General features: G+C 65.5%; 26 protein-coding genes. 14 read left to right on the forward strand and 12 right to left on the reverse strand.

Annotated elements, in window-relative coordinates; all coding sequences use genetic code 11:
- Positions 1 to 75 precede the first annotated feature (75 nt).
- From C7R54_RS18370 to C7R54_RS18405, 8 genes are all read left to right on the forward strand, one after another.
- Entirely contained in the window at positions 76 to 2,022 is a 1,947-nt protein-coding gene (locus tag C7R54_RS18370; protein WP_192903698.1) for an AMP-dependent synthetase/ligase, read from the forward strand.
- Positions 2,023 to 2,257: 235 nt separating this feature from the next.
- Positions 2,258 to 3,007: an ABC transporter ATP-binding protein gene (locus C7R54_RS18375; RefSeq protein WP_129152050.1), complete on the forward strand. Its 750-nt coding sequence runs from the start codon at positions 2,258 to 2,260 to the stop codon at positions 3,005 to 3,007.
- Between the two features lie 17 nt (positions 3,008 to 3,024).
- Positions 3,025 to 3,954, forward strand: coding sequence for a branched-chain amino acid ABC transporter permease (locus C7R54_RS18380; protein WP_129151862.1), 930 nt, complete (start codon positions 3,025 to 3,027; stop codon positions 3,952 to 3,954).
- Positions 3,955 to 3,994: 40 nt separating this feature from the next.
- Entirely contained in the window at positions 3,995 to 5,059 is a 1,065-nt protein-coding gene (locus C7R54_RS18385; protein ID WP_129151863.1) for a branched-chain amino acid ABC transporter permease, read from the forward strand.
- A gap of 133 nt (positions 5,060 to 5,192) precedes the next feature.
- A complete protein-coding gene (locus C7R54_RS18390; protein WP_192903691.1) occupies positions 5,193 to 6,521 on the forward strand; it encodes an ABC transporter substrate-binding protein in 1,329 nt (442 codons plus the stop codon).
- Positions 6,522 to 6,594: 73 nt separating this feature from the next.
- Positions 6,595 to 7,437, forward strand: a complete 843-nt coding sequence (locus C7R54_RS18395) for an ABC transporter ATP-binding protein (RefSeq protein ID WP_129151865.1) — start codon at positions 6,595 to 6,597, stop codon at positions 7,435 to 7,437.
- Positions 7,438 to 7,492: 55 nt separating this feature from the next.
- Positions 7,493 to 8,758, forward strand: coding sequence for a phenylacetate--CoA ligase family protein (locus tag C7R54_RS18400; protein ID WP_129151866.1), 1,266 nt, complete (start codon positions 7,493 to 7,495; stop codon positions 8,756 to 8,758).
- Positions 8,759 to 9,012: 254 nt separating this feature from the next.
- Complete coding sequence (locus C7R54_RS18405; RefSeq protein ID WP_129151867.1) at positions 9,013 to 10,044, forward strand: amino acid ABC transporter substrate-binding protein; 1,032 nt, start codon at positions 9,013 to 9,015, stop codon at positions 10,042 to 10,044.
- A gap of 16 nt (positions 10,045 to 10,060) precedes the next feature.
- Here C7R54_RS18405 and C7R54_RS18410 read toward each other — a convergent pair whose 3' ends face one another.
- The 3 genes from C7R54_RS18410 to dprA all read right to left on the reverse strand — a co-directional run bounded on the left by C7R54_RS18410 (position 10,061) and on the right by dprA (position 13,022).
- A complete protein-coding gene (locus tag C7R54_RS18410) occupies positions 10,061 to 10,537 on the reverse strand; it encodes a hypothetical protein (RefSeq protein ID WP_129151868.1) in 477 nt (158 codons plus the stop codon).
- Positions 10,538 to 10,779: 242 nt separating this feature from the next.
- Positions 10,780 to 11,688 carry a hydroxymethylglutaryl-CoA lyase gene (locus C7R54_RS18415; RefSeq protein WP_129151869.1) on the reverse strand — a complete coding sequence of 303 codons (909 nt, stop codon included), beginning with the start codon at positions 11,686 to 11,688 and terminating at the stop codon, positions 10,780 to 10,782.
- A 47-nt stretch (positions 11,689 to 11,735) separates the two neighbouring features.
- Entirely contained in the window at positions 11,736 to 13,022 is a 1,287-nt protein-coding gene (gene dprA, locus C7R54_RS18420; RefSeq protein ID WP_158021238.1) for a DNA-processing protein DprA, read from the reverse strand.
- 201 nt (positions 13,023 to 13,223) lie between these two features.
- Between dprA and def the strand changes: the two genes are divergently transcribed.
- Together def and fmt are read left to right on the forward strand one after the other, a co-directional pair.
- Positions 13,224 to 13,736 carry a peptide deformylase gene (gene def / locus C7R54_RS18425; RefSeq protein WP_129151870.1) on the forward strand — a complete coding sequence of 171 codons (513 nt, stop codon included), beginning with the start codon at positions 13,224 to 13,226 and terminating at the stop codon, positions 13,734 to 13,736.
- Positions 13,737 to 13,738: 2 nt separating this feature from the next.
- On the forward strand, positions 13,739 to 14,674 hold the full coding sequence (gene fmt, locus C7R54_RS18430) for a methionyl-tRNA formyltransferase (protein WP_129151871.1): 936 nt from the start codon (positions 13,739 to 13,741) through the stop codon (positions 14,672 to 14,674).
- Positions 14,675 to 14,700: 26 nt separating this feature from the next.
- Here the strand turns inward: fmt and C7R54_RS18435 are convergent, their stop codons facing one another.
- Genes C7R54_RS18435 through C7R54_RS18445 form a run of 3 tightly spaced genes read right to left on the reverse strand, consistent with a single transcriptional unit; the run spans position 14,701 to position 16,477 of the window.
- A complete protein-coding gene (locus tag C7R54_RS18435) occupies positions 14,701 to 15,327 on the reverse strand; it encodes a pyridoxamine 5'-phosphate oxidase family protein (RefSeq protein WP_129151872.1) in 627 nt (208 codons plus the stop codon).
- Between the two features lie 3 nt (positions 15,328 to 15,330).
- Positions 15,331 to 15,885, reverse strand: a complete 555-nt coding sequence (locus tag C7R54_RS18440) for a hypothetical protein (protein WP_129151873.1) — start codon at positions 15,883 to 15,885, stop codon at positions 15,331 to 15,333.
- A gap of 4 nt (positions 15,886 to 15,889) precedes the next feature.
- Positions 15,890 to 16,477 (reverse strand): LOG family protein, encoded by a 588-nt coding sequence (locus tag C7R54_RS18445; RefSeq protein WP_129151874.1) that lies wholly within the window; start codon positions 16,475 to 16,477, stop codon positions 15,890 to 15,892.
- Between the two features lie 316 nt (positions 16,478 to 16,793).
- Here C7R54_RS18445 and C7R54_RS18450 point away from each other — a divergent pair, with 316 nt between their 5' ends.
- Positions 16,794 to 17,342 carry a ferritin-like domain-containing protein gene (locus tag C7R54_RS18450; protein ID WP_129151875.1) on the forward strand — a complete coding sequence of 183 codons (549 nt, stop codon included), beginning with the start codon at positions 16,794 to 16,796 and terminating at the stop codon, positions 17,340 to 17,342.
- A gap of 120 nt (positions 17,343 to 17,462) precedes the next feature.
- Here C7R54_RS18450 and rimO read toward each other — a convergent pair whose 3' ends face one another.
- The 3 genes from rimO to C7R54_RS18465 form a co-directional block, all read right to left on the reverse strand.
- Positions 17,463 to 18,779: a 30S ribosomal protein S12 methylthiotransferase RimO gene (rimO, locus tag C7R54_RS18455; protein WP_129152051.1), complete on the reverse strand. Its 1,317-nt coding sequence runs from the start codon at positions 18,777 to 18,779 to the stop codon at positions 17,463 to 17,465.
- Between the two features lie 266 nt (positions 18,780 to 19,045).
- The gene (locus C7R54_RS18460) at positions 19,046 to 19,297 is read right to left on the reverse strand and encodes a helix-turn-helix domain-containing protein (RefSeq protein ID WP_129151876.1); all 252 of its coding nucleotides are present in this window, start codon (positions 19,295 to 19,297) and stop codon (positions 19,046 to 19,048) included.
- Between the two features lie 114 nt (positions 19,298 to 19,411).
- Positions 19,412 to 20,572 carry a sensor histidine kinase gene (locus C7R54_RS18465; RefSeq protein WP_129151877.1) on the reverse strand — a complete coding sequence of 387 codons (1,161 nt, stop codon included), beginning with the start codon at positions 20,570 to 20,572 and terminating at the stop codon, positions 19,412 to 19,414.
- 269 nt (positions 20,573 to 20,841) lie between these two features.
- Between C7R54_RS18465 and C7R54_RS18470 the strand changes: the two genes are divergently transcribed.
- The 3 genes from C7R54_RS18470 to C7R54_RS18480 all read left to right on the forward strand — a co-directional run bounded on the left by C7R54_RS18470 (position 20,842) and on the right by C7R54_RS18480 (position 23,852).
- Positions 20,842 to 22,107 carry a phosphatidylserine decarboxylase family protein gene (locus tag C7R54_RS18470; protein ID WP_129151878.1) on the forward strand — a complete coding sequence of 422 codons (1,266 nt, stop codon included), beginning with the start codon at positions 20,842 to 20,844 and terminating at the stop codon, positions 22,105 to 22,107.
- Positions 22,108 to 22,176: 69 nt separating this feature from the next.
- Positions 22,177 to 22,680, forward strand: coding sequence for a CinA family protein (locus C7R54_RS18475; protein ID WP_129151879.1), 504 nt, complete (start codon positions 22,177 to 22,179; stop codon positions 22,678 to 22,680).
- 206 nt (positions 22,681 to 22,886) lie between these two features.
- On the forward strand, positions 22,887 to 23,852 hold the full coding sequence (locus C7R54_RS18480; protein WP_129151880.1) for a hypothetical protein: 966 nt from the start codon (positions 22,887 to 22,889) through the stop codon (positions 23,850 to 23,852).
- Between the two features lie 28 nt (positions 23,853 to 23,880).
- Here C7R54_RS18480 and C7R54_RS18485 read toward each other — a convergent pair whose 3' ends face one another.
- The 3 genes from C7R54_RS18485 to C7R54_RS18495 all read right to left on the reverse strand — a co-directional run bounded on the left by C7R54_RS18485 (position 23,881) and on the right by C7R54_RS18495 (position 25,507).
- Positions 23,881 to 24,462 carry a cysteine hydrolase family protein gene (locus C7R54_RS18485; RefSeq protein WP_275669701.1) on the reverse strand — a complete coding sequence of 194 codons (582 nt, stop codon included), beginning with the start codon at positions 24,460 to 24,462 and terminating at the stop codon, positions 23,881 to 23,883.
- Positions 24,463 to 24,597: 135 nt separating this feature from the next.
- Positions 24,598 to 25,047 (reverse strand): PA2169 family four-helix-bundle protein, encoded by a 450-nt coding sequence (locus C7R54_RS18490; protein ID WP_129151881.1) that lies wholly within the window; start codon positions 25,045 to 25,047, stop codon positions 24,598 to 24,600.
- 97 nt (positions 25,048 to 25,144) lie between these two features.
- Positions 25,145 to 25,507 carry a hypothetical protein gene (locus tag C7R54_RS18495; protein WP_129151882.1) on the reverse strand — a complete coding sequence of 121 codons (363 nt, stop codon included), beginning with the start codon at positions 25,505 to 25,507 and terminating at the stop codon, positions 25,145 to 25,147.
- Between the last annotated feature and the right edge of the window lie 145 nt (positions 25,508 to 25,652).

Here is a 25,652-nt window from a genome sequence, read left to right on the forward strand (position 1 = left end):
TGACGTCGGAACCAGCGATGCGTCCGGACCCGCAGAGGAGACAACGTGGCGCAAGACCTGTTTGCATCCTCGCCGATGCCGGAGGTGACGGACACCTTTCCCTCCCTGCTGATGGCGCATGCGCGCGTGCGCGGCGACCGTCCCGCCATCCGCGAAAAGGACCTGGGTATCTGGCAGGCGCTGACCTGGACCCAGGTGGCGGCCCTGGCGCGCCGCGTCGCGCACGGCCTGGCCGCCCAGGGCGTCGTCCCCGGCCAGCACGTGGCCGTGGTCGGCGAGAATCGGCCGCGTCTCTATATTTCCATGATGGCGGCCCAGGCGCTGGGCGCGATACCGGTGCCGATGTACCAGGACGCCGTCGCGCAGGAAATGGCCTATGTGCTGCAGGACGCCGCCATTGGCGTGGTGATCGCCGAGAACCAGGAGCAGGTCGACAAGATGCTGGAGTTGCGGGAGTCCTGCCCGGACCTGCGCTGCGTCGTCTACGACGATCCGCGCGGATTGCGCCACTACAGCGACCCCATGCTGATGTCCTTCGACGAGCTGCTTGCCGCCGGGGACGAACACGCGGCGCGGGATGACGGGTTCTTCGACCGCGCGGCACAGGCCGTGCGCCCGCAAGACACCGCGGCCATGTTCTACACCTCCGGTACCACCGGCAAGCCCAAGGGCGTGGTGCTGACCCACGCGGCGCTGATCGACCGGGCCCGCGCGGTGCAGGACATGGAAAAGCTGACCGACCGCGAGGACGTGCTGGCCTATCTGCCGCCGGCATGGATAGGGCAGAACATGTTCTCGTACACGCAACTCCTGGTCACCGGCTTTACCGTCAATCACCCGGAGTCGCCGTCCACCGTGGCCATCGATATGCGCGATATCGGGCCGACGTATTACTTCGCGCCGCCGCGCATCCTGGAAGACCTGCTGACGCGCGTGCTGATACGCATGGAGGACGCCGGCTACCTGAAGCGCCGCCTGTTCAAGGCCTGCATGAACCTGGCGCGCCGGGTCGGCGTGCGCATCCTGGACGGGGAGCCGGTGGGCCTGTACGACCGCCTGCGCTATGCGCTGGGCGACGTGCTGATCTACGGTCCGCTGCGCAACGCGCTGGGCATGAGCCGCGTGCGCGTGGCCTACACCGCCGGCGAGGCCATCGGGCCGGACCTTTTCACCTTCTATCGTTCCCTGGGCATCAATCTCAAGCAGTTGTACGGGTCGACCGAGACATCGGTGTTCGTCTGCGTGCAGCCCGACGGCAAGGTGCGCGCCGATACCGTGGGTCCGCCGGTGGCGGGCGTGGAGATCAGGGTTGCCGACAACGGCGAGATCCTGGTGCGCAGCCCGGGCCTGTTCAAGGAGTACTACCGCAATCCGGCCGCCACGCTGGAGGCCCGCGGCGAGGATGGCTGGTTCCATACCGGCGACGCCGGCTACCTGGACCAGGACGGCCAGCTGAAGATCATCGATCGCGCCAAGGATGTCGGCAAGCTGGCCGACGGCAGCCTGTTCGCGCCCAAGTACATCGAGAACAAGCTGAAGTTCTTCCCGCACATCAAGGAAGTGGTGGCCTTCGGCGCCGGCCGCGACCAGGTCTGCGCGTTCATCAATATCGACCTGGAGGCCGTCGGCAACTGGGCCGAACGGCGCGGGCTGGCCTACGCCGGCTATACCGACCTGGCCGGCAAGGACGAAGTCCATGAGCTGATCCTGGGCTGCGTCGAGCAGGCGAACGCGGACCTGGCGCGCGATCCCCGCCTGGCGGCGTCGCAAGTGCGGCGCTTCCTCATCCTGCACAAGGAACTGGACCCGGACGACGACGAATTGACGCGCACGCGCAAGGTCCGGCGCGCCTTCATCGCGCAGAAGTACGCCGTGCTGGTGGACGCGCTGTTCGCGGGGCGGGCCACGCAGTATATCGAGACCGAAGTGAAATTCGAGGATGGTCGCACCGGCCGCATCGCCGCGGACCTGAAGCTGCGCGACGCGCGGGTTTTCCCCGCGCTGGCCGGGGAGGCGGCCTGACATGAGACTAGCCGTTTCGATGCCTGGCACCACCGCCGCCGCCACGGGCGCCTCCACGGCGCTGCGCGACACGGTCGGCGCCGCGGCGCCCGCGCCGCCGGCGGGACACGCGGACGCCGCCAGCGGGGCTTCCGCGGCGCCGGGCGCTCCCGTCGGCGCCGCCTCCGCCGCCGCGGACCGGATCGTCCCGGGGCAGGGCGCGCGCACGCGGCGCAGCGGCGGCGTCATCCTCGACATGCAGAACATCTCGCTGTCCTTCGGCGGGGTCAAGGCGCTGACGGATATTTCCTTCAACGTGCGCGAGCACGAGATCCGCGCCATCATCGGGCCCAACGGCGCCGGCAAGAGCTCCATGCTCAACGTCATCAACGGCGTCTATACGCCGCAGCAAGGCGCCATCGTCTTCGCCGGCCAGCACTATGCGCGCATGACGCCGCGCCGCGCGGCGGAGATGGGCATCGCGCGCACTTTCCAGAACCTTGCGCTGTTCAAGGGCATGAGCGTGCTGGACAACATCATGACCGGCCGCAACCTGCGCATGAAGAGCGGCTTGCTGGCGCAGGCCCTGCGCATCGGCCCGGCCGCGCGCGAGGAAAGCCGCCACCGTGAATTCGTCGAGAACATCATCGACTTCCTGGAGATCCAGGCCTACCGCAAGGTGCCGGTGGGACGCCTGCCCTACGGCTTGCAGAAGCGCGTCGACCTGGGCCGTGCGCTGGCCATGGAGCCGCGCCTGCTGCTACTGGACGAACCGATGGCGGGCATGAATATCGAGGAAAAGCAGGACATGAGCCGCTACATCCTGGACGTCAACGACGAGTTCGGAACGACCATCGTCCTGATCGAGCACGACATGGGCGTGGTGATGGACATCTCCGACCGCGTGGTGGTGCTGGACTACGGCAAGAAGATCGGTGATGGCGAGCCCGACGAGGTGCGGGCCAATCCCGATGTGATCCGCGCCTATCTGGGCGTCGCGCACTGAGGCGCGGAGGAAACGACATGGGCTTTTTTCTCGAAACGCTGTTTGGCGGCCTGATGAGCGGCATGCTTTATGCCCTGATCGGCCTGGGTTTCGTGCTGATCTTCAAGGCTTCCGGCGTCTTCAATTTCGCCCAGGGCGCCATGGTGCTGGTGGCGGCGTTGGCGATGGCGCGTTTTTCAGAGTGGATTCCGCGCTGGCTGGGTTTCCAGAACGCCTTGCTGGGCAACGTGCTGGCGTTCATCGCCGCGGCGGCGGTGATGTTCGCGCTGGCGGTGGCGGTGGAGAAATTCGTGCTGCGCCACCTGGTGAACCAGGAAGCGACCACCTTGCTGATGGCGACGCTGGGCATCAGCTATTTCCTCGACGGCCTGGGCCAGATCTCCTTCGGCAGCTCGGTGTATTCGATCAACGTCGGCATGCCCAAGGACCCCGCCATCATCCTCGACTCCGTCTTTGACGGCGGCCTGCTGATCAACCTGGAAGACCTCACCGCGGCGGTGGTGGCGGCGCTGCTGGTGGCTGCCCTGGCGCTGTTCTTCCAGTACACGTCCACCGGCCGCGCCTTGCGCGCGGTGGCCGACGACCACCAGGCGGCGCAGTCCATCGGGATACCCCTGAACCGCATCTGGGTGGTGGTGTGGAGCGTGGCGGGACTGGTGGCGCTGGTGGCCGGCGTGATCTGGGGATCGAAGTTCGGCGTGCAATTCACGCTGTCCACCGCGGCTTTGCGGGCCTTGCCGGTGGTGATACTGGGCGGCCTGACCTCGGTGCCGGGCGCCATCCTGGGCGGCCTGATCATCGGCGTGGGCGAAAAGCTTTCCGAGGTCTACCTGGGGTCGCTGGTCGGCGGCGGCATCGAAATCTGGTTCGCCTATGTGCTGGCGCTGGTCTTCCTGCTGTTCCGGCCGCAAGGCCTGTTCGGCGAAAAGATCATCGACCGCGTCTAGCGTCCAGCGTCAGCGTCCAATCGGGCAGAGGAGACAAGTCATGCTGTACCGCGAGAACGGCCAGTTCAAGACCAGCTACCTGGCCGACCAGCAGATTTTCCCGATCCGGCAGGATCGCATCTTCATTCTGCTGCTACTGGCCGTGGCCTTCGTCGGCGTGCCGCTGCTGGCCAGCGACTACCTGCTGCGGGCCATCCTGATCCCTTTCCTGATACTCTCGCTCGCCGCCGTGGGCCTGAATGTGCTGGTGGGGTATTGCGGCCAGATTTCGCTGGGCACGGGCGCGTTCATGGCGGTCGGCGCGTATGCGGCCTGGAATTTCGGCGTGCGCATCCCCGCCATGCCGCTGCTGCTGCAGATCGTCCTGGGCGGCCTGTGCGCCACCGTGGTCGGCGTTGTGTTCGGAATTCCCAGCCTGCGGATCCGGGGCCTGTACCTGGCGGTGGCGACGCTGGCCGCGCAGTTCTTCGTCGATTGGGCATTCCTGCGCATCCCGTACTTCACCAATTATTCGTCTTCCGGCAATGTGTCGGTGCCCCCGCTCAGCGTCTTCGGCCTGCCGCTGCAAAGCGCGATGGAGAAGTACCTCTTCGTGCTGGCCCTGGTGTGCGTGTTCACGCTGCTGGTCAAGAATCTCGTGCGCGGCGCCGTGGGGCGCGAGTGGATGGCCATACGCGACATGGACGTGGCGGCGTCGGTGATCGGCATCCGGCCCATGCACGCCAAGCTGACCGCCTTTGCCGTCAGCTCCTTCATCGTCGGCGTAGCGGGCGCCCTGTGGGGCTTCATCCACCTGGGGTCCTGGGAGCCGCTGGCGTTCGACCTGACCCGTTCGTTCCAGCTGCTATTCATGGTCATCATCGGCGGCCTGGGTTCCATCGTCGGCAGCTTCTTCGGCGCGGCCTTCATCGTGCTGGTGCCCGTGCTGCTGTCGAATATCCCTGGCATGCTGGGCCTGCCGCTGGCCGTGGACACGGCTTCGCACATCGAGCACATGGTGTTCGGCGCGCTGATCGTCACTTTCCTGATCGCCGAGCCGCATGGCCTGGCGCGCTTGTGGAGCATCGGCAAGGAGAAATTGCGCTTGTGGCCGTTTCCGTATTGAGACGGCCGCGACGCGGAGCTTGGCGCATCCGGCACGGTACGCCGCAGGCGATACCGGCACTGGCTGCACGCGTTCACCCGGCGCGGACCGGGTCTATCACGGTGCCAGAGAGCACCCCCTGGAGGTAGTGGAGATGAAGCGTTTGAACCTGAAATACGCGGCCGCCGCGCTCGCCCTGGGCGGCGCGCTGGGCAGCGCCAGCTTGCCGGCGCTGGCGGACGAGCAGTTCGTGCCGCTGTTGGTGTACCGCACCGGCTCCTTCGCGCCCCTGGGCATTCCCTGGGCCGACGGCAAGCTCGACTACCTGAAACTGGTCAATGAGCGCGACGGCGGCGTCAACGGCGTCAAGATCACCTACGAGGAATGCGAAACCGCCTACGCCACCGACAAGGGCGTGGAGTGCTACGAGCGCCTGAAGACCCATGCCCCGACCGGCGCATCCGGATTCGACACGCAATCCACCGGGATCACCTTCGCGGTGACGGACAAGGCGCCGCTGGACAAGGTGACGGTGGAGACCGTGGGCTACGGCCTGTCGCAGGCCGCCGACGGTTCCGTCTTCCAGTGGAACTTCCCCCTGCTGGGCACCTACTGGACCGCCGCCGACGTGATGATCCAGGACATCGCCAAGAAGGAAGGCGGAATGGACAAGCTCAAGGGCAAGAAGATCGCCCTGGTCTATCACGATTCGCCCTATGGCAAGGAACCCATCCCCTTGCTGCAAAAGCGCGCCGCCGCCAACGGCTTCGAGTTGCAGCTGTATCCGGTCACGGCGCCCGGCGTCGAGCAGAAATCGACCTGGCTGCAGATTCGCCAGGCCCGGCCCAACTACGTGCTGTTGTGGAGCGCGGGCATCATGACGCCCACCGCCATCCGCGAGGCCCAGGCCAGCGGCTATCCGCGCGACAAGATGTACGCGATCTGGTGGGCCGGCTCCGAGGGCGACGTCAAGGACCTGGGCGAGGTCGCCAAGGGGTACAACGCGATCACCATCCATAACAGCGGCGAGCAGGGCAAGGTCATGCAGGACCTGAAGAAGTACGTCTATGACAAGGGCCAGGGCAGCGACCGCAACAACACGACGCTGGGCACCATCGCCCACACGCGCGGCATGATTATTTCCATGTTGCAGGTCGAGGCCATACGCACGGCGCAGGAGAAATACGGCAAGGGCAAGTCCGTGACGCCGGAACAGGTGCGCTGGGGCTTCGAGAACCTGGACATGACGCAGGAGAAGCTGGACAAGCTGGGCTTCGGCGGCATCGTGCGGCCCTTCAAGACGTCCTGCGCCAACCACATCGGGGCTGACTGGGCCCGCATCGTGCAGTGGGACGGCAAGCAGTTCAAGGTGGCGTCGGACTGGTACCAGGCCGATCCCAACATGGTCGGACCGCTGGTGAAGTCCGAGGCGGCGAAGTACGCCAAGGACAAGAACATCACGCCGGTCAATTGCGGGGGGTAGGCGGGGCGCGGGCCATGCGTGCCACCGCACGCATGGCCGTGGCCGGCCCAGGGGTTTTGCAAGGAGTTCCTGTATGAACACATCGCCTCCCGTCGCCGGGGATGCCGCGGCGCCGCCGGTGCTGCTGGACGTCAACGGTATCGAGGTCATCTACAACCATGTCATCCTGGTGCTGAAGGGGGTATCCCTGCAAGTGCCGGAAGGCAGGATCGTGGCCTTGCTGGGCGCCAACGGCGCGGGCAAGACCACCACCCTGCGCGCCGTGTCCAACCTGCTCAAGGGCGAACGCGGCGACGTCACCAAGGGCCAGATCCGCTATCGCGACGAGCGGGTGGAGCGCCTGTCGCCGGCCGAACTGGTCCAGCGCGGCGTGGTGCAGGTGATGGAGGGCCGGCACTGCTTCGCGCATCTCACGGTGGAGGAAAACCTGCTGGCAGGCGCCTATACGCGCCGGCTCGGACGGGGCGACACCCAGGAGGCGCTGGAGCGCGTGTACCAATATTTTCCCCGCCTGAAGCAGCGCCGGACCAGCCAGGCGGGCTATACCTCGGGCGGCGAGCAGCAGATGACGGCCATCGGGCGCGCGTTGATGGCCAGTCCCAACATGATCCTGCTGGATGAACCCTCGATGGGCCTGGCGCCGCAGATCGTCGAGGAAATCTTCCAGATCGTGCGCGACCTCAACCAACGCGAGGGCGTCAGTTTCCTGCTGGCCGAGCAGAACACCAATATCGCCCTGCGCTACGCCGATTACGGCTACATCCTGGAAAACGGCCGCGTGGTCATGGACGGCGCCGCCGATGCATTGAGCGCCAATGAAGACGTCAAGGAGTTCTACCTGGGTATTTCCAGCGGCGCGCGCAAGAGCTTCCGCGACACCAAGTTCTATCGCCGGCGCAAGCGCTGGCTGGCGTGAGGGATTCCCCTGCGGCGGCCGCGAACGCCGCCGTCCTTTGACGGAGACCGGGCATATGTCCAATTTCTTCGATGGCCTGGAGACGCGCGCGCCCGAGCAGCGCGAGCAGGCCTTGATGACGGCCCTGCCGGGCGCCATCGCCCATGCGCAGGCGCGGGCGCCGGCCCTGGCGCGGCAGCTGGCCGGCGTCGACGCGCGCGCCATTACCTCGCGAGCCGCGCTGGCGGCCTTGCCGGTGCTGCGCAAGCATGAATTGCTGGAAGGCCAGCAGCGCAGCCGCGCCGCCCCGGGGCCGGCCAGCGCGGAAAAGGCCTTCGGCGGCTACGCTACCCTCGGATGGGGGCGGGCCTTGCGGGTCTTCGCGTCGCCGGGCCCCATCTACGAACCGGAGAGCGGTCGTCCCGACTACTGGCGTTTCGGCCGCGCGCTGTACGCCGCCGGCTTTCGCGAGGGACAGCTGACCTACAACTGCTTCTCCTATCACTTCACGCCGGCCGGATCGATGATGGAGACCGCCGCGCATGCCGTTGGCTGCACCGTCTTTCCCGGTGGCACCGGGCAGACCGAGCAGCAGGTCATGGCCATCCGCGACCTCGGGCCCAGCGGCTACACGGGTACGCCCAGCTTCCTGAAGATCATCCTGGAAAAGGCCGAGGAACTGGGCGTGCGGCTCGATACCTTGCGGCACGCGCTGGTTTCCGGCGAGGCCTTTCCCCCTTCGCTGCGCGACTGGCTGTCGGCGCGCGGCGTGCAGGGCTACCAGGCCTACGGCAGCGCCGACCTGGGATTGATCGCCTTCGAGACCGAGGCCCGCGAGGGCCTGGTGGTGGGCGAGGACATCATCGTCGAGATCGTGCGCCCGGGCACCGGCGATCCTGTCCGGGAGGGGGAGGTTGGCGAGGTGGTGGTGACCACGCTCAACCCGGACTACCCGCTGGTGCGCTTCGGCACGGGCGACCTGTCCGCCGTGTTGCCGGGCCAGTCGCCCTGCGGCCGCACGAACCTGCGCCTGCGCGGCTGGATGGGGCGGGCCGACCAGACGACCAAGGTGCGAGGCCTGTTCGTGCATCCGTCGCAAGTGGCGGAGATCCTGCGGCGTCATCCGCAAGCCGGGCGCGGTCGGCTGGTGATCACGGGGGCGACGGGGGCCGACCGCATGGTGCTGCGGGTCGAGGCCGACGGGGCGCCCGCGGAGTTGGCGCAGGCCATTGCCGAGTCGGTGCGCGACGTCACCAAGCTGCGGGCGGAGGTCGAAGTGCATGCGCCCGGCACCTTGCCTAATGACGGCAAGGTCATCGAGGACGCGCGATCCTACGACTGACGGGGCGGCTACGCCCTGGGCACGTTGCATGCGTGGCGCGACCCCTGCGCGACCCCTATGCGGCCCCTATGCGGCCTCTATGCGACCCCTTTCTCAGGGCGCGTGGCCCGGGCGGGCCGCAGGGGCGCGACGGCCGCTGATCCTTATAGCTCGAACTCATTTACGATCCGCTTATCCGGCGCGCTAAGCTTATGCCCCGGCGTCTCGCGGCTCATCGCCCGACCCCCCGCCCGAATTGCATAAAAGGACTCATCATGCGTATCGTCAAGGCCCTCATCGGCGCCGCCGTCCTCGCCGGCGCCGCCCATGCGGCGCAGGCCGCCCCGGAACAAGGCAAGACCCTCGACGTGGTGCGCCACCGCGGCACCCTGCTGTGCGGCACCACCACCGGTTTCGCCGGCTTCTCGGCGCCGGACGCCCAGGGTAACTGGAAAGGCCTGGACGTCGACCTGTGCCGCGCCGTGGCCGCGACGGTGTTTGGCGACGCCAGCAAGTTCAAGGTCGTGCCGCTGAATTCGCAACAGCGTTTCACCGCCCTGCAATCCGGCGAGGTGGACGTGCTGGCGCGCAACACCTCGGTCACGCAGCAGCGCGACACGGCCCTGGGCATGGTCCATGCCGGCGTCAATTTCTACGACGGCCAGGGCTTCCTGGTGCCGAAGTCGCTCAACGTCAAGAGCGCCAAGGAACTGAACGGCGCCACCATCTGCCTGCAGGCGGGCACCTCGAACGAGAACACGCTGGCCGACTGGGCGCGCGCCAACAGGGTCGAGTACAAGCCGGTGGTCATCGACCAGTTCAACGAGGTGGTCAACGCCTTCGTGGCCGGACGCTGCGACGTCTTCAGCACGGATGCCTCGGGCTTGGCGTCCATACGCATCTCCAAGCTGCAGAAGCCGGACGATTACGTGGTGCTGCCGGAAATCATCTCGAAGGAACCGCTGGGGCCGTTCGTGCGCCAGGGGGACGACAACTGGCTCAATATCGTGTCCTGGTCGCTGTCGGCCATGATCGAGGCGGAAGAGTATGGCGTGACGTCGGCCAACGTGGACCAGCAGCTCAAGAGCGACAACCCCAATATCCAGCGCATCCTGGGCGTGATTCCGGGCGCGGGCAAGAACATGGGGGTGGACGACAAGTGGGCCTACAACATCATCAAGCAGGTCGGCAATTACGGCGAAAGCTTCGAACGCAACGTCGGCCAGGGCAGCCCGCTGAAAATCCAGCGCGGATTGAACGCGCAATGGAACAAGGGCGGCCTGATGTACGCCCTGCCGATACGCTAGGAAGGTTCGCCAGCCATCACAGCGGCGGGCATCCGGCCTCTCCATGCGTTAGTCGGAGAGCAGCGTCTTTCGCCATCGAGCCGCGATTCCATCGCTGCCCATTCGCCAGCTGCCGGAATTTCTCGCGATACCAACGCTCGACACCCGTGGTTCCCGCGATCGCGTCCCGCGTGGGGACCTCGAAGACCAGGCCGGGCTTCATGGTGGTGAAGATATTGAGGGTGTCGCAGTGCCCCTGGTTGGCTTCGACGCCGCACATGGCCTTGGCGATCTTGAACGGCGAGGTGTCGTCGTTCTCGCCCAGGTACACCCGGTTGGCCAGGGCCACGATGGAAGAGTCGTCGACCGTGCTTACATACGTGGAAGCGGGCAGGATCTTGGGCCCTGGGGGCCAGCAGTCCCGTCCGTGGTAGTGCTCGTCCGTGGATTCGGTATAGGGGCGGCCACAGCGGTCCCATTGCTGGGTGGCTACCGAGGCGAGGGGGGCGGACATCGAGGCTCCTTGGGTAAAACGCCAAACCCTTCCGTGGGGCATGACATTGTTGGTTCTGAAGCTCGGGCGGGGAATAACGCCGGACCAATATCGTCCGGAATACGAAACCACCCGGAATCAAAATAGACCTCAGTACCAGCAGAGCCTGGATGGTTCCCGCGCTGTACGTAAGCGTTGTACGTAAGCGTTGTACTTAGGCAATTTGCTTACGCGATGTGCTTCCCGCGATCCGCGCCGGCCGCTCAACCCGCGCGCCGGGCCGCCATCGCGTTGCCCGCCCGGCTGGCGGATTTACGGTCCAGGTGGCCGGAGATCCATTGCCCCGTATCCACCACCGCATCGAAATCGATGCCGGTTTCGATGCCCAGGCCGCGCAGCATGTACAGCACGTCTTCCGTCGCCACATTGCCGGTGGCGCCCTTGGCATAGGGGCAGCCGCCCAGGCCCGCGACCGAGGTGTGGAAAATGGCGATGCCGGTCTCCAGCGCCGCCAGGATGTTGGCGACGGCCTGGCCATAGGTATCGTGGAAATGGCCGGATACGCGCGCCGGGTCCACCTTGGCCGTGACGGCCCGCATGACTTCGCGCACGCGTGCCGGCGTGCCCACGCCTATCGTGTCGGCGACGTCGATCTCGTCGCAGCCCAGCGCCAGGTAGCGCTGGGCGACATCCACCACCGCGGACACCGGTACCTCGCCCTGGTAAGGGCAGCCCAGCGCCGTGCTGATCGATCCGCGCAGCCGCAAGCCGGCCGCCTTGGCGGCTTCGGCCACGGGTTCGAAGCGGGCGATCGATTCGGCGATGGAGCAGTTGATGTTCTTCTGCGAAAACGCCTCGCTGGCGGCGCCGAAAATCACGACCTCGTCGGCCTTGGCGGCCAGCGCCGCGTCGAAACCTTTCATGTTGGGTGTCAGGACCGAATAAATGACGCCCGGCTTGCGCGCAATGCCCGCCATGACTTCGGCGCCATCCGCCATCTGGGGCACCCACTTGGGCGATACGAAAGACGCCGCTTCGACGTTGGGAAAGCCCGCGGCCGTGAGGCGGTCCACCAGTTCGATCTTGACCTCGGTGGGGATGATGGCTTTTTCGTTCTGCAGACCGTCGCGGGGCGAGACCTCGACGATTTTCACGCGTTCGGGGAAGGGCATGGCGATTCCTGTTCTTGGTTCTGTTCGTATGACTCCTGGGGCGGATTTTAGTCCTTGCGGCGGGCGGCGGGCCTGGCGGGGGTGAGTTGGAAGTACCCACTTTCGCGATGCGCCACCCGTCCCGCCAATTCCAGCCGCAGCAGCGCGGCATCCAGGTCGGCGCTGCACAGGCCGCTTCGCTGCATCAAGGTTTCCCTATGCACGGGATCATGGTTCATGCAGGCGAGCACGGCGGTCGTTGACGCATCGCCGCCATCATCGGCGTCAGCGTTGGCATTGGCACTGGCATTGGCATCGCCATCGCCGTCGCCATCGCCATCGCCATCGCCATCGCCATCGCCATCGGTCCGCCGCGCCCCACCTGCATCCTGCCGGGACGCATCGCCCCTGCCTGCGCCGCCGGAAGCCGCCGGGACGGCATTCGCCGCTTGCCCTGGCATGCCCAGCTCGTCCGTGATGTCCTCGACGCTTTCCACGAGTTTCGCACCTTGGCGGATCAGGGCATGGCAGCCGCGCGTCAAGGGCGAGTGGATGGACCCGGGTATGGCGAAGACTTCGCGGCCGTATTCGCCGGCCAGTCGCGCGGTGATCAGCGAACCGCTGCGGCTGGCTGCCTCCACGACCAGCACGCCTCGCGCCAGCCCCGCCACCAGGCGATTGCGGCGGGGAAAATGGTGGGGCAGGGCCGGCGTGCCCAAGGGAAATTCGCTGATCACGGCGCCACTGCGTGCAATGCGGTCCGCGAGGCCGGCGTGATGGGCGGGGTACGCCACATCGATGCCCGTCCCCAGCACGGCGACCGTGGCGCCGCCCGCCGCCCCCGCGGCCAGGGCGCCTTCGTGGGCCGCCGCGTCGACGCCCGCCGCCATGCCGCTGACCACGCACCAGCCCTGGGCCGCCAACTGGCGGGCAAAGGCATGGGCGTGGTCGCGGCCGTCGAGGCTGGCGTTGCGCGAACCCACGATGGCCAGCGCCTGCCTGCCCAGCAGGGCGGGATCGCCCCGCACATACAGCAGCAATGGGGGATCGCCCACGTCAAGCAAGCTACGGGGATAGGACGGGTCGCCCAGGCAGAGCAGATGATGGCCCGGCTGGTCGCACCAGTCCAGGGCCGCCGCGATGCGCGCTGCGAGGGCTGCCGGGGGCGGCGCGGCCAGTTGCCGAGCGAGCCGGCCGGGGACCCAGCGTGCCAGTCCCGCCTCCGGGTACGCATAGAGGTGCCGCGGCGAACCCACGCCGCCAAGCAAGGCGTAGGCATCCGCGGGATTCAGGCCGGGTTCCAGCGATAGCCGTAGCCAGGCTGCGCGGTCCGTGGGGTCGTGGGGGCTGGGCATGCGGCAGTGTCGCATGCGCCTCGGCCAGCGACGGCGCCCCCGTGACGGAAACGCGCGGCTGCACCGGACCGCATCCTTACGTCCCCTATATTCCTTTCTTAGCCGAAAACTATTAGAAATCAACCCGTTGTTGATTTATCATTACGACATTCCCACCCTTACATTGCTCCTGCCGCGGCGCCCCCCCGGCAGGAATACGTCATGGCATTGCTGAATATCCTTCGTTACCCCGATCCGCGTCTGCACAAGAAGGCCAAGCCGGTCGCCGAGGTGGACGAGCGCATCCGCACGCTGGTGCGCGACATGGCCGAGACCATGTACGCGGCGCCCGGCGTGGGCCTGGCCGCGACCCAGGTCGACGTGCACGAGCGCGTGGTGACCATCGACGTATCCGAGGAAGGCAACGACCTGCTGGTCCTGATCAACCCGGAAATCACCTGGAAGAGCGAAGAGCGCAAGCGCTACGAGGAAGGCTGCCTGTCCGTGCCGGAGATCTACGACGAAGTGGAGCGCGCCGCGCGTATCCGCTTCAAGGCCCTGGACATCGATGGCAAGCCCTACGAGAAGGAAGCCGACGGCCTGCTGGCGGTGTGCGTGCAGCACGAGCTGGATCACCTGGAAGGCAAGGTCTTTGTCGAGTACCTGTCCTTCCTCAAGCAGAATCGCATCAAGACCAAGCTGCGCAAGGCCGAGCGCGAAGCGCTGCGGGCCTGACGATGCGCGTCGTCTTTGCCGGCACGCCGGAATTTGCCCGTCTTGCGCTGGACGCCATCCTGGCGGCCGGCCATGAAGTCCCGCTGGTCCTGACCCAGCCCGACCGCCCGGCGGGGCGCGGGCTCAAGCTTACCCCCAGCCCCGTCAAGCAGGCCGCGCTGGCCGCCGGCATACCGGTGGCGCAGCCGCGCAGCCTGCGGCTGGACGGGCGCTATCCCGAAGAGGCCGCGCAAGCGCGCGAGCAATTGCTCGCCGCCGCGCCGGACGTGATGGTGGTGGCGGCCTATGGGCTGATCCTGCCTGCCTGGGTGCTGCAACTGCCGGCCGCGGGTTGCCTGAATATCCACGCCAGCCTGCTGCCGCGCTGGCGCGGCGCGGCGCCCATCCAGCGCGCCATCGAGGCGGGTGACGAACGTACCGGCGTGACCATCATGCAGATGGATGAAGGACTGGACACCGGCGACATGCTGCTGGTGCATCCCGTCGCCATCGGCGCGGAACAGAATGCGGCCGAACTGCATGACGCGCTGGCGGATGCCGGCGCGCAGGCCATCGTGCAAGCCCTGGCGCGCTTGCCGACCTTGCGGCGCGAGCCGCAGCCCCCAGATGGCGTGACCTATGCCGCCAAGCTGGACAAGGCCGAGGCGGCGCTGGATTTCACCCAGGCGGCGGCATTGCTGGCGCGCCGCGTGCGCGCGTTCAATCCCGTGCCCGGCGCCACCACGCGCCTGCCCGGCCTGGATGATCCGGTAAAGGTCTGGCGCGCGCGCGCCATGCCGGCCGACACGGCCAACACCGCCCCCGGCACGGTATTGCACGCGGGCCCGGAGGGCGTGGACATCGCGACCGCCGATGGCATCCTGCGCCTGCTGGAATTGCAGAAGGCCGGCGGCAAGCGCCAGCCCGTCGACGTCTTCATACGCGGCTGGCAGCCCTGACGGGCGCCCCCCCGTGCCGCGGCTCGTCAATACAAGGTCTGCTTGACCCGTTCCGGCAAGGCCTTGTCATAGGCCTCGCCGTCGAAGCCGTTCTTGCCGATATCGCTGATGATCCTGCCCGTGCTGGGCAGGGCGCTGCGATCGATCTGGATGGCCGGATCCCACAAGCGCGAACGCACCAGGGCCCGCGAGCATTGGAAGAAGACGGTTTCCACGTGCACCACCAGGACCGAGCGCGGTGCCTTGCCGTCCATCTCGAAGCGCGCCAGCAGGTCGGGAGCCACGCTGATTTCCGCGCGCCCATTGACGCGCAGCGTTTCGCCCACGCCCGGCACCAGGAATAGCAGCGCCACGCGCGGATCGGCGATCACGTTGCGCAGGCTGTCGACGCGATTGTTGCCGCGCCGGTCGGGCAGCAGCAAGGTGTGGTCGTCGGCGATGGCGACGAAGCCGGCGGGATCGCCGCGCGGCGACACATCCAGCCCTTCGGGGCCGCTGGTGGCCAGCGCCATGAAGGGCGAGGCCTCGATGAAGGCCCGATAGTGCGGGTGGATGTAAGAGGTTTCCTTGAGCAGGGACGCTACACTGGGCTGCCCGTACAGGGTGGCCAGCGTGTCCAGGTCGGCAATGCGGTGGGCGGCGTCGATTTTCATGATCTACAGGCTGGCGCGGTTGAGGTAGTCCAGCACGGGACGCAGGGCCGGCAGGGCGGGCGCGCCCGCCGCGATGGCGGCGCGGTCGGTCCAGGGATAGGGCAGGGCGGTGATCCAGTCGAATACCGCGCCCGCCGCGTCGGCTGGCAGCATTTCCATGGCGTCGATGGTGATGGTCAATTCGCGCACGCGGTGCGGATCGGCCTGGAAGCGCCAGTCGTAGCTGCCGCAACCCACGCGCACCTGGCCGCTGGCCTTGTCCGTCATCGCCACCATCCAGTCGCACACGAACTGGTCCAGCCGTGCTCCGGCCGCGGGCCGCGCCAGGTAGAAGGTGTACACGTTTTCGTAGGTCTGGCCGAACTTGCGCGCCAGCGTGTCGGCGATGCCGGGTTCGCCTTCGACTTCCGACGGAAAAGCAATGGCCTGGGTCTTCAGGATCATGCGCAGCCGCGCATCGGGCGCGAAGGCTCGCGCGATGTAGAGAGGACGGTTCTCGTCCTTGCCGTGGAAGTAATCGCGCAGCAGCTGTTCGCTGGTGGGTTGCGGGTGGGTCATGGTGTCACTGCTCTCCGCGGGTGATCCATTTGGAAACGGTGGGCGCCGTGTAGTGCGCGAAGCGGTCCAGCAGCTTGCCGGGGTCGCTTTCCACCATCAGCATCGCGCGATGCTCGGGGCGCATGAAGGCTTCGTCGCGCGCATGGTCCAGAAACTCGGCCAGCTTGTCGTAGAACCCGGCGATGTTGAGCAGGCCGCAGGGCTTCTTGTGCATGCCCAGCTGCGCCCAGGTCCAGGTCTCGAAGATTTCCTCGAACGTGCCGGCGCCGCCGGGCAGGGCGACGAAGCCGTCGGCGCGTTCGACCATCATGGTCTTGCGCTCGTGCATGGAGCCGACGATGTGTTGTTCCGTGAGACCGGCATGGGCCATTTCCTTCTGCACCAGAGACTCGGGAATCACGCCGATGACGCGGCCGCCAGCTGCCAGGACCGCGTCGGCAAGCACGCCCATGGTGCCGGCGCGCGCGCCGCCATAGACCAGGCCCAGGCCGCGGCTGGCGAGCTCACGGCCGAATGCGGCGGCCTCTTCCACATACACAGGTTGACGGCCCGAATTGGAGCCCAGGTACACGCAAATATTTTCAAGTGCCATGGATACGTCGTAAATGCGGAGGGAAGGACAGCAGGGGCGCGGAACGCCTTTTTTCCCACTGGCCGGTCCCATGGCGGCGGGGACGGCCGCCCGGCCGGGCCGGTATGCGCCCGGGGCAAGCCAGGTAGTTTACGCATATTTCCAGCCGCCCACGCCGGGGCGGCCGACGGCCGGGCATGGCGCTTGCGAAGGGGCCTTCCTCAAAGCGGTGCCCGGGCGGGCCTCCTGCTCAACAGGAGAGCTGACCCGAGGATGCCGCGGGCACGGCGTCGCCAGGCGCCGTCCATTCACCGCAACGCGATCAGGAGAGTACGCCATGGATATGTCCACTCAGTCGGCCGGAAAAAGCGATTTCAAGATCGATGTCGGGGCTATACGGAAGAAGGCGCGCAAGGATATCGAGGATGGCGCGGTGACCGACAGCTACCAGGCGGATCGTGAAACCGTGCTCAAGCTGCTCAACGAGGCGCTGGCAACGGAAATGGTCTGTGTGCTGCGCTACAAGCGCCATTTCTTCATGGCTCGCGGCATGAACGCGGAGCCGGTCGCCGCCGAATTCGCCGAGCATGCGACGGAGGAACAGCAGCACGCCGACAGCCTGGCTGAACGCATCGTGCAACTGGGCGGCGAGCCCGACCTGAATCCGGACCACCTCAGCAAGCTCAGCCACTCGGAATATGTCGAGGCGACGACGCTGGAGGACATGATCAAGGAAAACCTGATCGCCGAACGCATCGCCATCGACAGCTACAAGCAGATGGTGGCCTACATCGGCCAAAAGGACCCGACCACGCGCCGGCTGCTGGAAGAGATCCTGGCGGTGGAGGAAGAACACGCCGACGACCTGGCGGACTTTCTGGGTTAAACCGGTGGGCTAAGCCCGCGCCAGGCGATGGAGAACCCGCGCGCCGCGAAAATTCGCGGCGCGCGGGTTTGTGCTATTGGACGCGGATCTGGCGCATGTACTCCGTCGCATGGACTCCGCTCACGCACCCGTCGTATCGATCTCATCGGCCCAAAGATCGTACTCGTCCGCGTCGGTCACCACCGCGCGCACCATGTCGCCCGGTTTCAGGTCGCGGTCCGACGACAGATAGACGCTACCGTCGATCTCGGGCGCATCGGCGCTGCTGCGGCCGACGGCGCCGTCTTCGTCGACCTCGTCGATCAGCACGTCGATCTCGCGGCCCACCTTGGCTTGCAGGCGCGCGGCGGAAATGGCCTGCTGGTGCGCCATGAAGCGCTCCCAGCGTTCCTGCTTCACTTCATCGGGCACGTGTCCGTCCAAGGCGTTGGCCGGCGCGCCTTCCACCGGCGAATACTGGAAACAGCCGACGCGGTCCAACTGCGCTTCGCTCATCCAGTCCAGCAGGTATTGGAAGTCTTCCTCGGTTTCGCCGGGGAAACCGACGATGAAGGTCGACCGCAGCGTCAGGTCCGGACAGGTCTCGCGCCAGCGCTTGATGCGCGCCAGTGTCTTGTCCTCGAAGGCCGGCCGCTTCATCGCCTTGAGCACGCGCGGGCTGGCGTGCTGGAAGGGGATGTCCAGGTAGGGCAGGATCTTGCCCTCGGCCATCAGCGGAATGACCTCGTCGACGTGCGGATAGGGGTAGACATAGTGCAGGCGCGTCCACACGCCCAGGTCGGACAGGGCCGCGCACAGTTCAGTCATGCGGGTCTTCACCGGCCGCCCATTCCAGAAGCCGCTGCGGAACTTGACGTCGACGCCGTAGGCGCTGGTGTCCTGCGAAATCACCAGCAGTTCCTTGACGCCGGCCTTGACCAGGCGCTCGGCCTCGTTCAGCACGTCGCCCACAGGCCGGCTGACCAGGTCCCCGCGCATGGAGGGGATGATGCAGAAGCTGCAGCGGTGATTGCAGCCTTCGGAGATCTTCAGGTAGGCATAGTGGCGTGGCGTCAGCTTGACGCCTTGGGGCGGCACCAGGTCCAGGTAGGGATTGTGGTCGGCCTTGGGCGGCGCGGCGTCATGCACGGCGCGCACCACCTGCTCGTACTGCTGCGGGCCGGTGACGGCCAGCACGCTGGGATGGACGTTGCGTATGACGGCCTCCTCCACGCCCATGCAGCCCGTCACGATGACCTTGCCGTTCTCGGCGATGGCCTCGCCGATGGCGTCCAGCGACTCCGCCTTGGCGCTGTCGATGAAGCCGCAGGTATTGACCACCACCACATCGGCGTCGTCATAGGACGGCGTGACTTCATAGCCCTCGGTGCGCAGCTGCGTGAGGATGCGCTCGGAGTCGACGAGCGCCTTCGGACAGCCCAGGCTGACGAAGCCCACGCGGGGCGTGCGGCCGCCTTGGCCATCGTTCCGGCCACCATTACCGCCGCTGCCTTCACCGCCGTGCTTGCCGCTGCCGGCGCCGCTGCCGCCCCCGGCGCTGACTGCCGGGGCGGTGCCGGGCGTTTTATCGGCGTTCACGCCGGGACGGGATTTTTCCAGGATTTCCAATCTATTTCACCGTGAGGTCGCGTAGCAGCTGGCGCCGTGCGCGGAGTCTTCGTTCAATGTCGTGCAGCGAAGCTGCCCGACGGGCTCATTTAAATTCAGGCAGGCTCGTCCGCATGCCAGCGTGGCAGGTCGCGCAGGGTCTGGGGGTGTAGCATCGCCACCTGCAGCAGCGTCTTGGCCGCGCCGGAGGGATTGCGCCGCCCCTGCTCCCAATCCTGCAGGGTGCGAACACTCACCCCCAGCAAGGCCGCGAAATCCGCCTGCGGCAAACCGACGCGGCCGCGCGCTTCGCTGATATGCGACGCCTGCCACCGCGGGGGATGCGCCGGCGGGGCTGCTTTCTTCATGACTCGATCAAATTTGCGGGCAGCGCGATATGCCGCCGCTACCCTGGTTCAGGCCGCCGCGCCGGGGTGGGCAACGGGGATGGGGCGCAATTATACGGCATTGCCGTAGGTTTGCTAGGGCGGGGGCTGGCAGGCGGGGCCCAGCGTGCCGGCGTCCGACCTCCGGGGCAACCGGATAGTGAATTTCGTACGCGCTTTATCCGACTCGGCCGTAATCGACCCTTGGTGCGCGACCGTAATGCAGCGGCAAATGTAAAGACCCAGGCCGGCTCCGGCCGCCATGTCGCGATGCCCTGTGACCGCGTTTATCCGTGTCAACGGGTCGAATATCGTGGGTAGTGCCTCTGCCGGGATGGGCGTACCTGCATTCTCGACATTGATCTCTATTGTCTCTTCATGCTCGTGGGCGGAGAGCCTGATCTTTCCCTTTCCGTACCGGGCGGCGTTGGAAAGCAGATTGGCCAGGAGCTGGGCGATGCGGCCGCGGTCCCATACGCCATCCAGGTTCCCGGAGGTGGTGACATCGATGGTTTTTCCGTCAAGCACGGAACCCATTTCTTCCGCCACCTCCCTGCAAATTTCTCCCATGTTCTGGGGCGATGCGGCCAGGGGCAGTTCGTCGCCAAGCCGGGTGCGGGCAAACACCAGCAGATCATCTATCAGCACATTCATGCTTGCCGCACTGCGCTGGATGAATCCGGCGGCCTTTGTAAGTTCCGGGTGAGTGTCATTCGTGCGCGCTATTAGCGTGGCCGCATTGACGATCACCCCAAGCGGAGCGCGCAGATCGTGCGCCAGTATCCCGGCGAAGAGGTTACGCGCGCGTTCCGCTTGCTCGACATACTCCTTCACGGACTCGCTGAGTACTTGGTCGATTGCTTCATGAAAGCGCTCCATTTCCTCAATACTGAGTGCGTCCGCATCGGTGCTGGCGCGCCAGCGGCGCATTACGCTCGCGCGCAGGGCGCGGAATTCCGCGACGATATCGCTCAGCCCGAACCCTTGTCGCAGCCGGTCCTGGGCATGCAATTGGCAGACACGATCGAAGTGCTCATCAGACGCTCGTTTTTCGCCATGCGACTTGTCGATCGCTTGTTGCGCTGTTTGTGATTGGCACATGTTCGCTTCGAGCGCAGCCAGGATCTCCGGAGCGGAATCCCGTAGGTCGTGTTCGGACAGTCTGCTTCGACCCTCATTCAGCGCCAGGGCATAAGCGACCCAGTCATCGATCAGGACCCCGGAATGGGTTCGGATGAAGTCGGAAAGCGAGGGCATACGACGTCTCCCGGGAGGTACTGCGGGGTAGTTCTTGAATCTTAAACCCGGCGCAGCAGGGCATGGCGACGAGATTGGCGTGTTGCGATCCTGGCTATCGTATCGATGTATGGATACCATCCATGCTCGCTGTCGCCACCAGGTGTCTTCGTCGGTGCAGGCGGCGTTGCGCGGGTCCCTCCTCAAGCGCAGTTTGCGTAGGAGATATGTCAGCCTCTTACGGCATAGCGCTTGCTCTGCCTGCCCAGGTCCGAGACCAGGAGCAGAGTATGGCATCAATCGCATCGACCGCATCAGCGCAAAAACCCAGGCAGGCCCGGCGCCGGCTGGGCGGCTGGCTGCCGGAAAAGGAAGCCGCGCTCGGCGCCTTCAGGAAAACGTTGATGGCGGCTGCACGGGAACGGGCCCAACGCTGCCAGCCGACGACGGTCATCCAGGAATTCCAGGCGGCAGTGAATGCCGATGCGGTGTTGCGCATGCACCTGACTCGCGCAATCGAGGAAGCGCTGGCGGAAGGCTATGTCCTGGGCTACGAATCCATCGAGGACCTGATGGTCGTCATGGACTATGTGACCACCTACGCTCCGCCCTTCAGCGAATCGAGCTCCATTATCCTTCCCCTTAACGGCCTGCTCGAATGGCCCATGTGCATGCCTGGCGGCTACGCGGTATTTCGCGATCCGGTCTTCAATCGCCACCTGAAGCGGGTCCTCGACGTCTGGTGTGGTTTCCTGGACGGTCCCCACTCGCGTGCGCACCTTAACGCCGATCCCCCTTCGGGCTGGTTCAGTCCCGAAGCGCTGCGCAAGACCGGGATGGAGCAATTCATATGCAATCCGTCGGAACCTTATTGGGGCTTCGCATCCTGGAATGACTTCTTTACCCGGCGCCTGAAAGCTGGCCAACGCCCCGTTCATGAGAAAGAAAACCCCAAGGCCATCGTCAGCGCCTGCGAGGCCGCCCCATACAGCATCCGCGACGACGCGCAGCTGCGGGACAGGTTCTGGATCAAATCGCAGCCATATTCGCTCGAGGACATCTTCACGGGACGCGAGGCGAGCCTGGCGCGGGAATTCATCGGTGGCAGCGTCTACCAGGCCTATCTGGGCGCCTGCAATTACCACCGCTGGCATGCGCCGGTCGCCGGCCGTATTCGTCGCGCCTACCTGGTGGACGGCACCTATTACTCCGATATCGAGGCCTACGGCGAGGACCCTGGCGGATTGAATGATTCCCAGGGCTATTCGACGGCCGTCGCGGCGCGCGCCATTATCGTTATCGATGCGGATGACGCGTCGATAGGCGCGGTCGCCTGCGTCTTCGTGGGCATGGCGGAAGTGTCGTCCTGCGTGATCGACGTGGTCCCGGGCCAGGCCGTGGAGAAAGGAGACGAGTTGGGATACTTCCAGTTCGGCGGATCAACGTACTGCCTGATCTTCGCACCTGGCGTGATCGAGTCCTTCGGCCCGAAGCCGCCATTTGACGACAACGCGCCACCGCTTGCGGTCAACAGCTACCTTGCCACGGCCCGTTGAAGATCTTTTCAGGATTATTGCGCCTTCAGAGGGCGCGAGAACGATCAACTGCCAATCACGAGGTGCGGCATGAATCAAATCGAACGGACCGCCAGATTCATGAATCAGAACGGATTGACACTCGTCACCGCCGAATCGTGCACGGCAGGGTTGATCGCCTCGACGATGGCCGACCTTCCCGGGGCCGGCAGCCTGCTCGATTGCGCGTTCGTGGTGTATTCCCCCGAAGCGAAAGTTCGCTGCCTGGGCCTGGAGCCATCCCTGCTGGAAAAGCATAACCTGACCAGCGAGGCAGTTGCACGCGCGATGGCGCTGGGCGCCGCCAGGCGCAGCCCGGCGAACGTGGCCATCGCCAACACCGGCGTGACGGACAATGTCGATGACGAGATCCCGGCCGGGACCCAATGTTTTGCTTGGGTCTTCAAGCAGGGCGCGGCCGATGCGCATCCCACCGTCTTCACCGAAACGCGCCGTTTTGACGGTGGCCGCCACGGCGTGAGAAAAGCCGCCGCCGAATTCGCGCTGGGCAGAATAATGGAGCTTTTTCCCGAGGTGGATCGTGCGAGCAGGTGATCAAACGCCGCGGCATTGCTCGAAGATTTGACGGGCGGCGCGGTCGTCGCCCCGCAGGGATAGCTAGGGAGCGCGGGGATGCTCCAGCAGATCGAAGACCCGGGACTGGGTATGGCCGGCGGTTCGCCCTCATGCCTGGACGTGGAACCCGGAGGCGGTGCGAGTGACCTATCTCGACTTCGATCGCCGATAAGGAAACCCGAGCGATGCATGTCAACACAAATGGTGCGGTCCCCCAGTCTGAGTTCCAACGCGGAGAGCCGCAACGCCACGACGCGCGGGGCACGACAGGAGAGGGCGCCGCCGCCCTGTCATTCAGGAGCTTTCCGGCTTCCGCCGCGGGGCGAGCCGCCACGACGTGTTGTGGCGGCGAACTGTTCTGGCCCGCCGCGTACACTGAGCGGAAGGCCATCGAGATAGCGGCGGCCAACGAGAGCGCATCGCGGACCGTTGTCCACGCGCAATTCGCTTTGCGTGAGGGTGAAGGCCCCTCGCCCTATATCGCATTCCCCCCAGGCGCGGCCGGGACGGAGGCAGTTCCCCTGGAGTTGCCCAATCTGCGGGCTTATTCGGTGGGCGACAGGTGGACCGTCATTCCCAGGCCGGGGAAGATCTCGATGCTTGAATGCCTGCTCAAGGCCGCGATTTGCGATGGCAAGCGTCCGGAAGAAGCCAGGAAGATACTGGCCGAGAAACCCAGGTTCGGTCCTGACGATCTCGGTAGCTGGGGCATCCATGAAACTCTGCTCGGCGAGCGATCAGGCGTCCAGCGCTACGGGTCGTGCGAGATGCTGGAATCGATGGACAGGGAAAGATGGGCCAAGCTTTGGAGTGTCGTTAAACCGGAGCGGAGATTGATCCACGAGAGAATGGCTGCCGATCTGGTGCACCAGGCCTTGGAGTCGAAGTTCGACATGGCCCGTGGGGAAAGGCAGGAGCCGAAATTCGACTATGTCCTGTTCCTTAGCCAGTCGCATATCCCCGATAAGACTTGGGGTCGGCCCACGCTCGCCTACCAGAAGTTGAAGCTGGTGCATGGCGTAAACCTGCGGGAATGTGTTATTTCCTTCCGCGAGCTGCCATCGGGAAAGTGCGAGACGGCGCCCGTGTTTGCTTTCGACGACAACATAGAATCCTGGACGTTCTACGGTTTCAAGAAGAACAAGGATTGACCGTGGGTCGAGCACGAGGCCGGCAGAGCTAGGCGAGCAGCCGCAAGGCCTCGTCCAGCGAGAGCACGGTGCTGCGGGTGTCGAACGCCGTCGAGAAAAGATGCTCGTGCACGACCAGGTCGGGGTCGTAGCAGCAATCCTTCACGGTGTACAAACGGAAATCGGCATCGCTCGCATGGGCGACCGAGGACAGCACGACGCCCGTCGACGCGATACCCACCATGATCAGGGTGTCGACGCCTTGCGCGGAAAGACGCAACTGCAGGTCGGTGCCGAAGAACACGCTGGCGCGGTGGGCGATGATCGTCGGTTCATCGGGCTGCTGGCCCAGCTCGGGCGAGATCCTGTCATCGACGAACAGGCCCAGCCGTTTGATACCTTGCCCGTTCCTGTTCAAGGGACTGACTTCCGGGTAGCCGGGACCGAAGTGGATCTTCGCGAAGTAGACACCGACGCCCTTGGCCCGCGCGGCGTCGCATAGCGCCCGCGTATTGGAGAGCAGTGTGGGCGCGACCGCTGGAAACAGCGCCAGGATGTCCGTCTGGTAGTGCATGACCACCAGGGCGGTCCGCGCTGGAACGAGGGCGGAAACATCAGCGGAACGGGCCAGGATATTGGCGCTCGCCGTACTGGGAGTTGCTCGCGTGGGCACCTGCGTCTCCGGATCTTTTCAGGGAGTACGCCGCCCGCGTCGCGGCGGCGGCATGGCCGGAATTATACGATCGGCCCGCCGCCCGGCCAGCCTTTATTGTTGTGCCTTGAACCGATTGCGCAGCTCACGAATCTGATCGTGGTTGCGCAAGACGCCCTGGTACTGCCGCTCCACCACCGCGCGAACTTCCGGTGTCAGGTCTCCCTTCAGCGCATCGGTGTATTTTTCCTTGGCGTGGTCTTCGCCGCGCTCGCACTCCTCGAGAATGGCGGTGTCGCTGCGGCCGGTGACGGTGGACTTCAGTTCGGTCCATCCACGGTGCATGGCGCCAGCCACACTGCCGCCCGTCGCGGGGTCGCCGCCCAACTGGCGCACGATGGCCTGCAACTCAGCCGCGCCCGATGCGCAATCACGGGAGCGGCTTTCGAAGAGGGCCTTCAGCTCCGTGTTCTTGGTGTCTTCGGCGGCCTTGGCAAAGCCCTTTTCGCCGTTCTTGGACGTTTCTATCAGTTCGTTCAGTACTTTGACGACGTGGTCAGCCATGGTCATCTCCGGGTGAAATGGAGCCCTGGAAAACAGGACCCTGGTAAAAAACGGCGGATGCGGAGGATCCGCAACCGCCTCGGCTCACGCGTGAGTCTTACTTGTTGTATTGCCGCTTGGCATTGGCCACGCAGGCGTCCTTCGCATTACCGGACATCGTGTCGCACTTTTCCTTGGCGACCTTGTAGTCGGCGTCGTTCTTGGTCTTGTTGGCATCGCGGCTCGCTTCGGCCTGCTCCTTGTTTTCCTTCAAGTCGGCCTTGGCCTTGTCGCGTGCGGCCTTGGCTTGTTGCTCGCACACGTCCTTGCTGTCGCCCTTCATGGCGTCGCATCGTTTTTGCTCCGTCTTGTAATGGGCGTCGATGTCCTTGGTGGTGGTGGCCGTCTGCGCATGGGCACCGAAAGACATCATGCTCAGGCCGAAAATGGCGGCAGCGAAAACAGGTTTGAAGTTGTTCATAGGGTTCTCCTTTGATCAGGCGTCACCGGCAAGCCCCCTCGGCATTCCCGGTCGCCTGGATACTCGGGCGGTATGGCGCCACGCCCGATGAGCTAAGCAACCCTCGTGCCTGGACCGCCCACTCCATCCACGCATCAGACTGCGA

Source organism: Achromobacter aloeverae (assembly GCF_004121055.1).
Taxonomy (GTDB): domain Bacteria; phylum Pseudomonadota; class Gammaproteobacteria; order Burkholderiales; family Burkholderiaceae_B; genus Bordetella_C; species Bordetella_C aloeverae.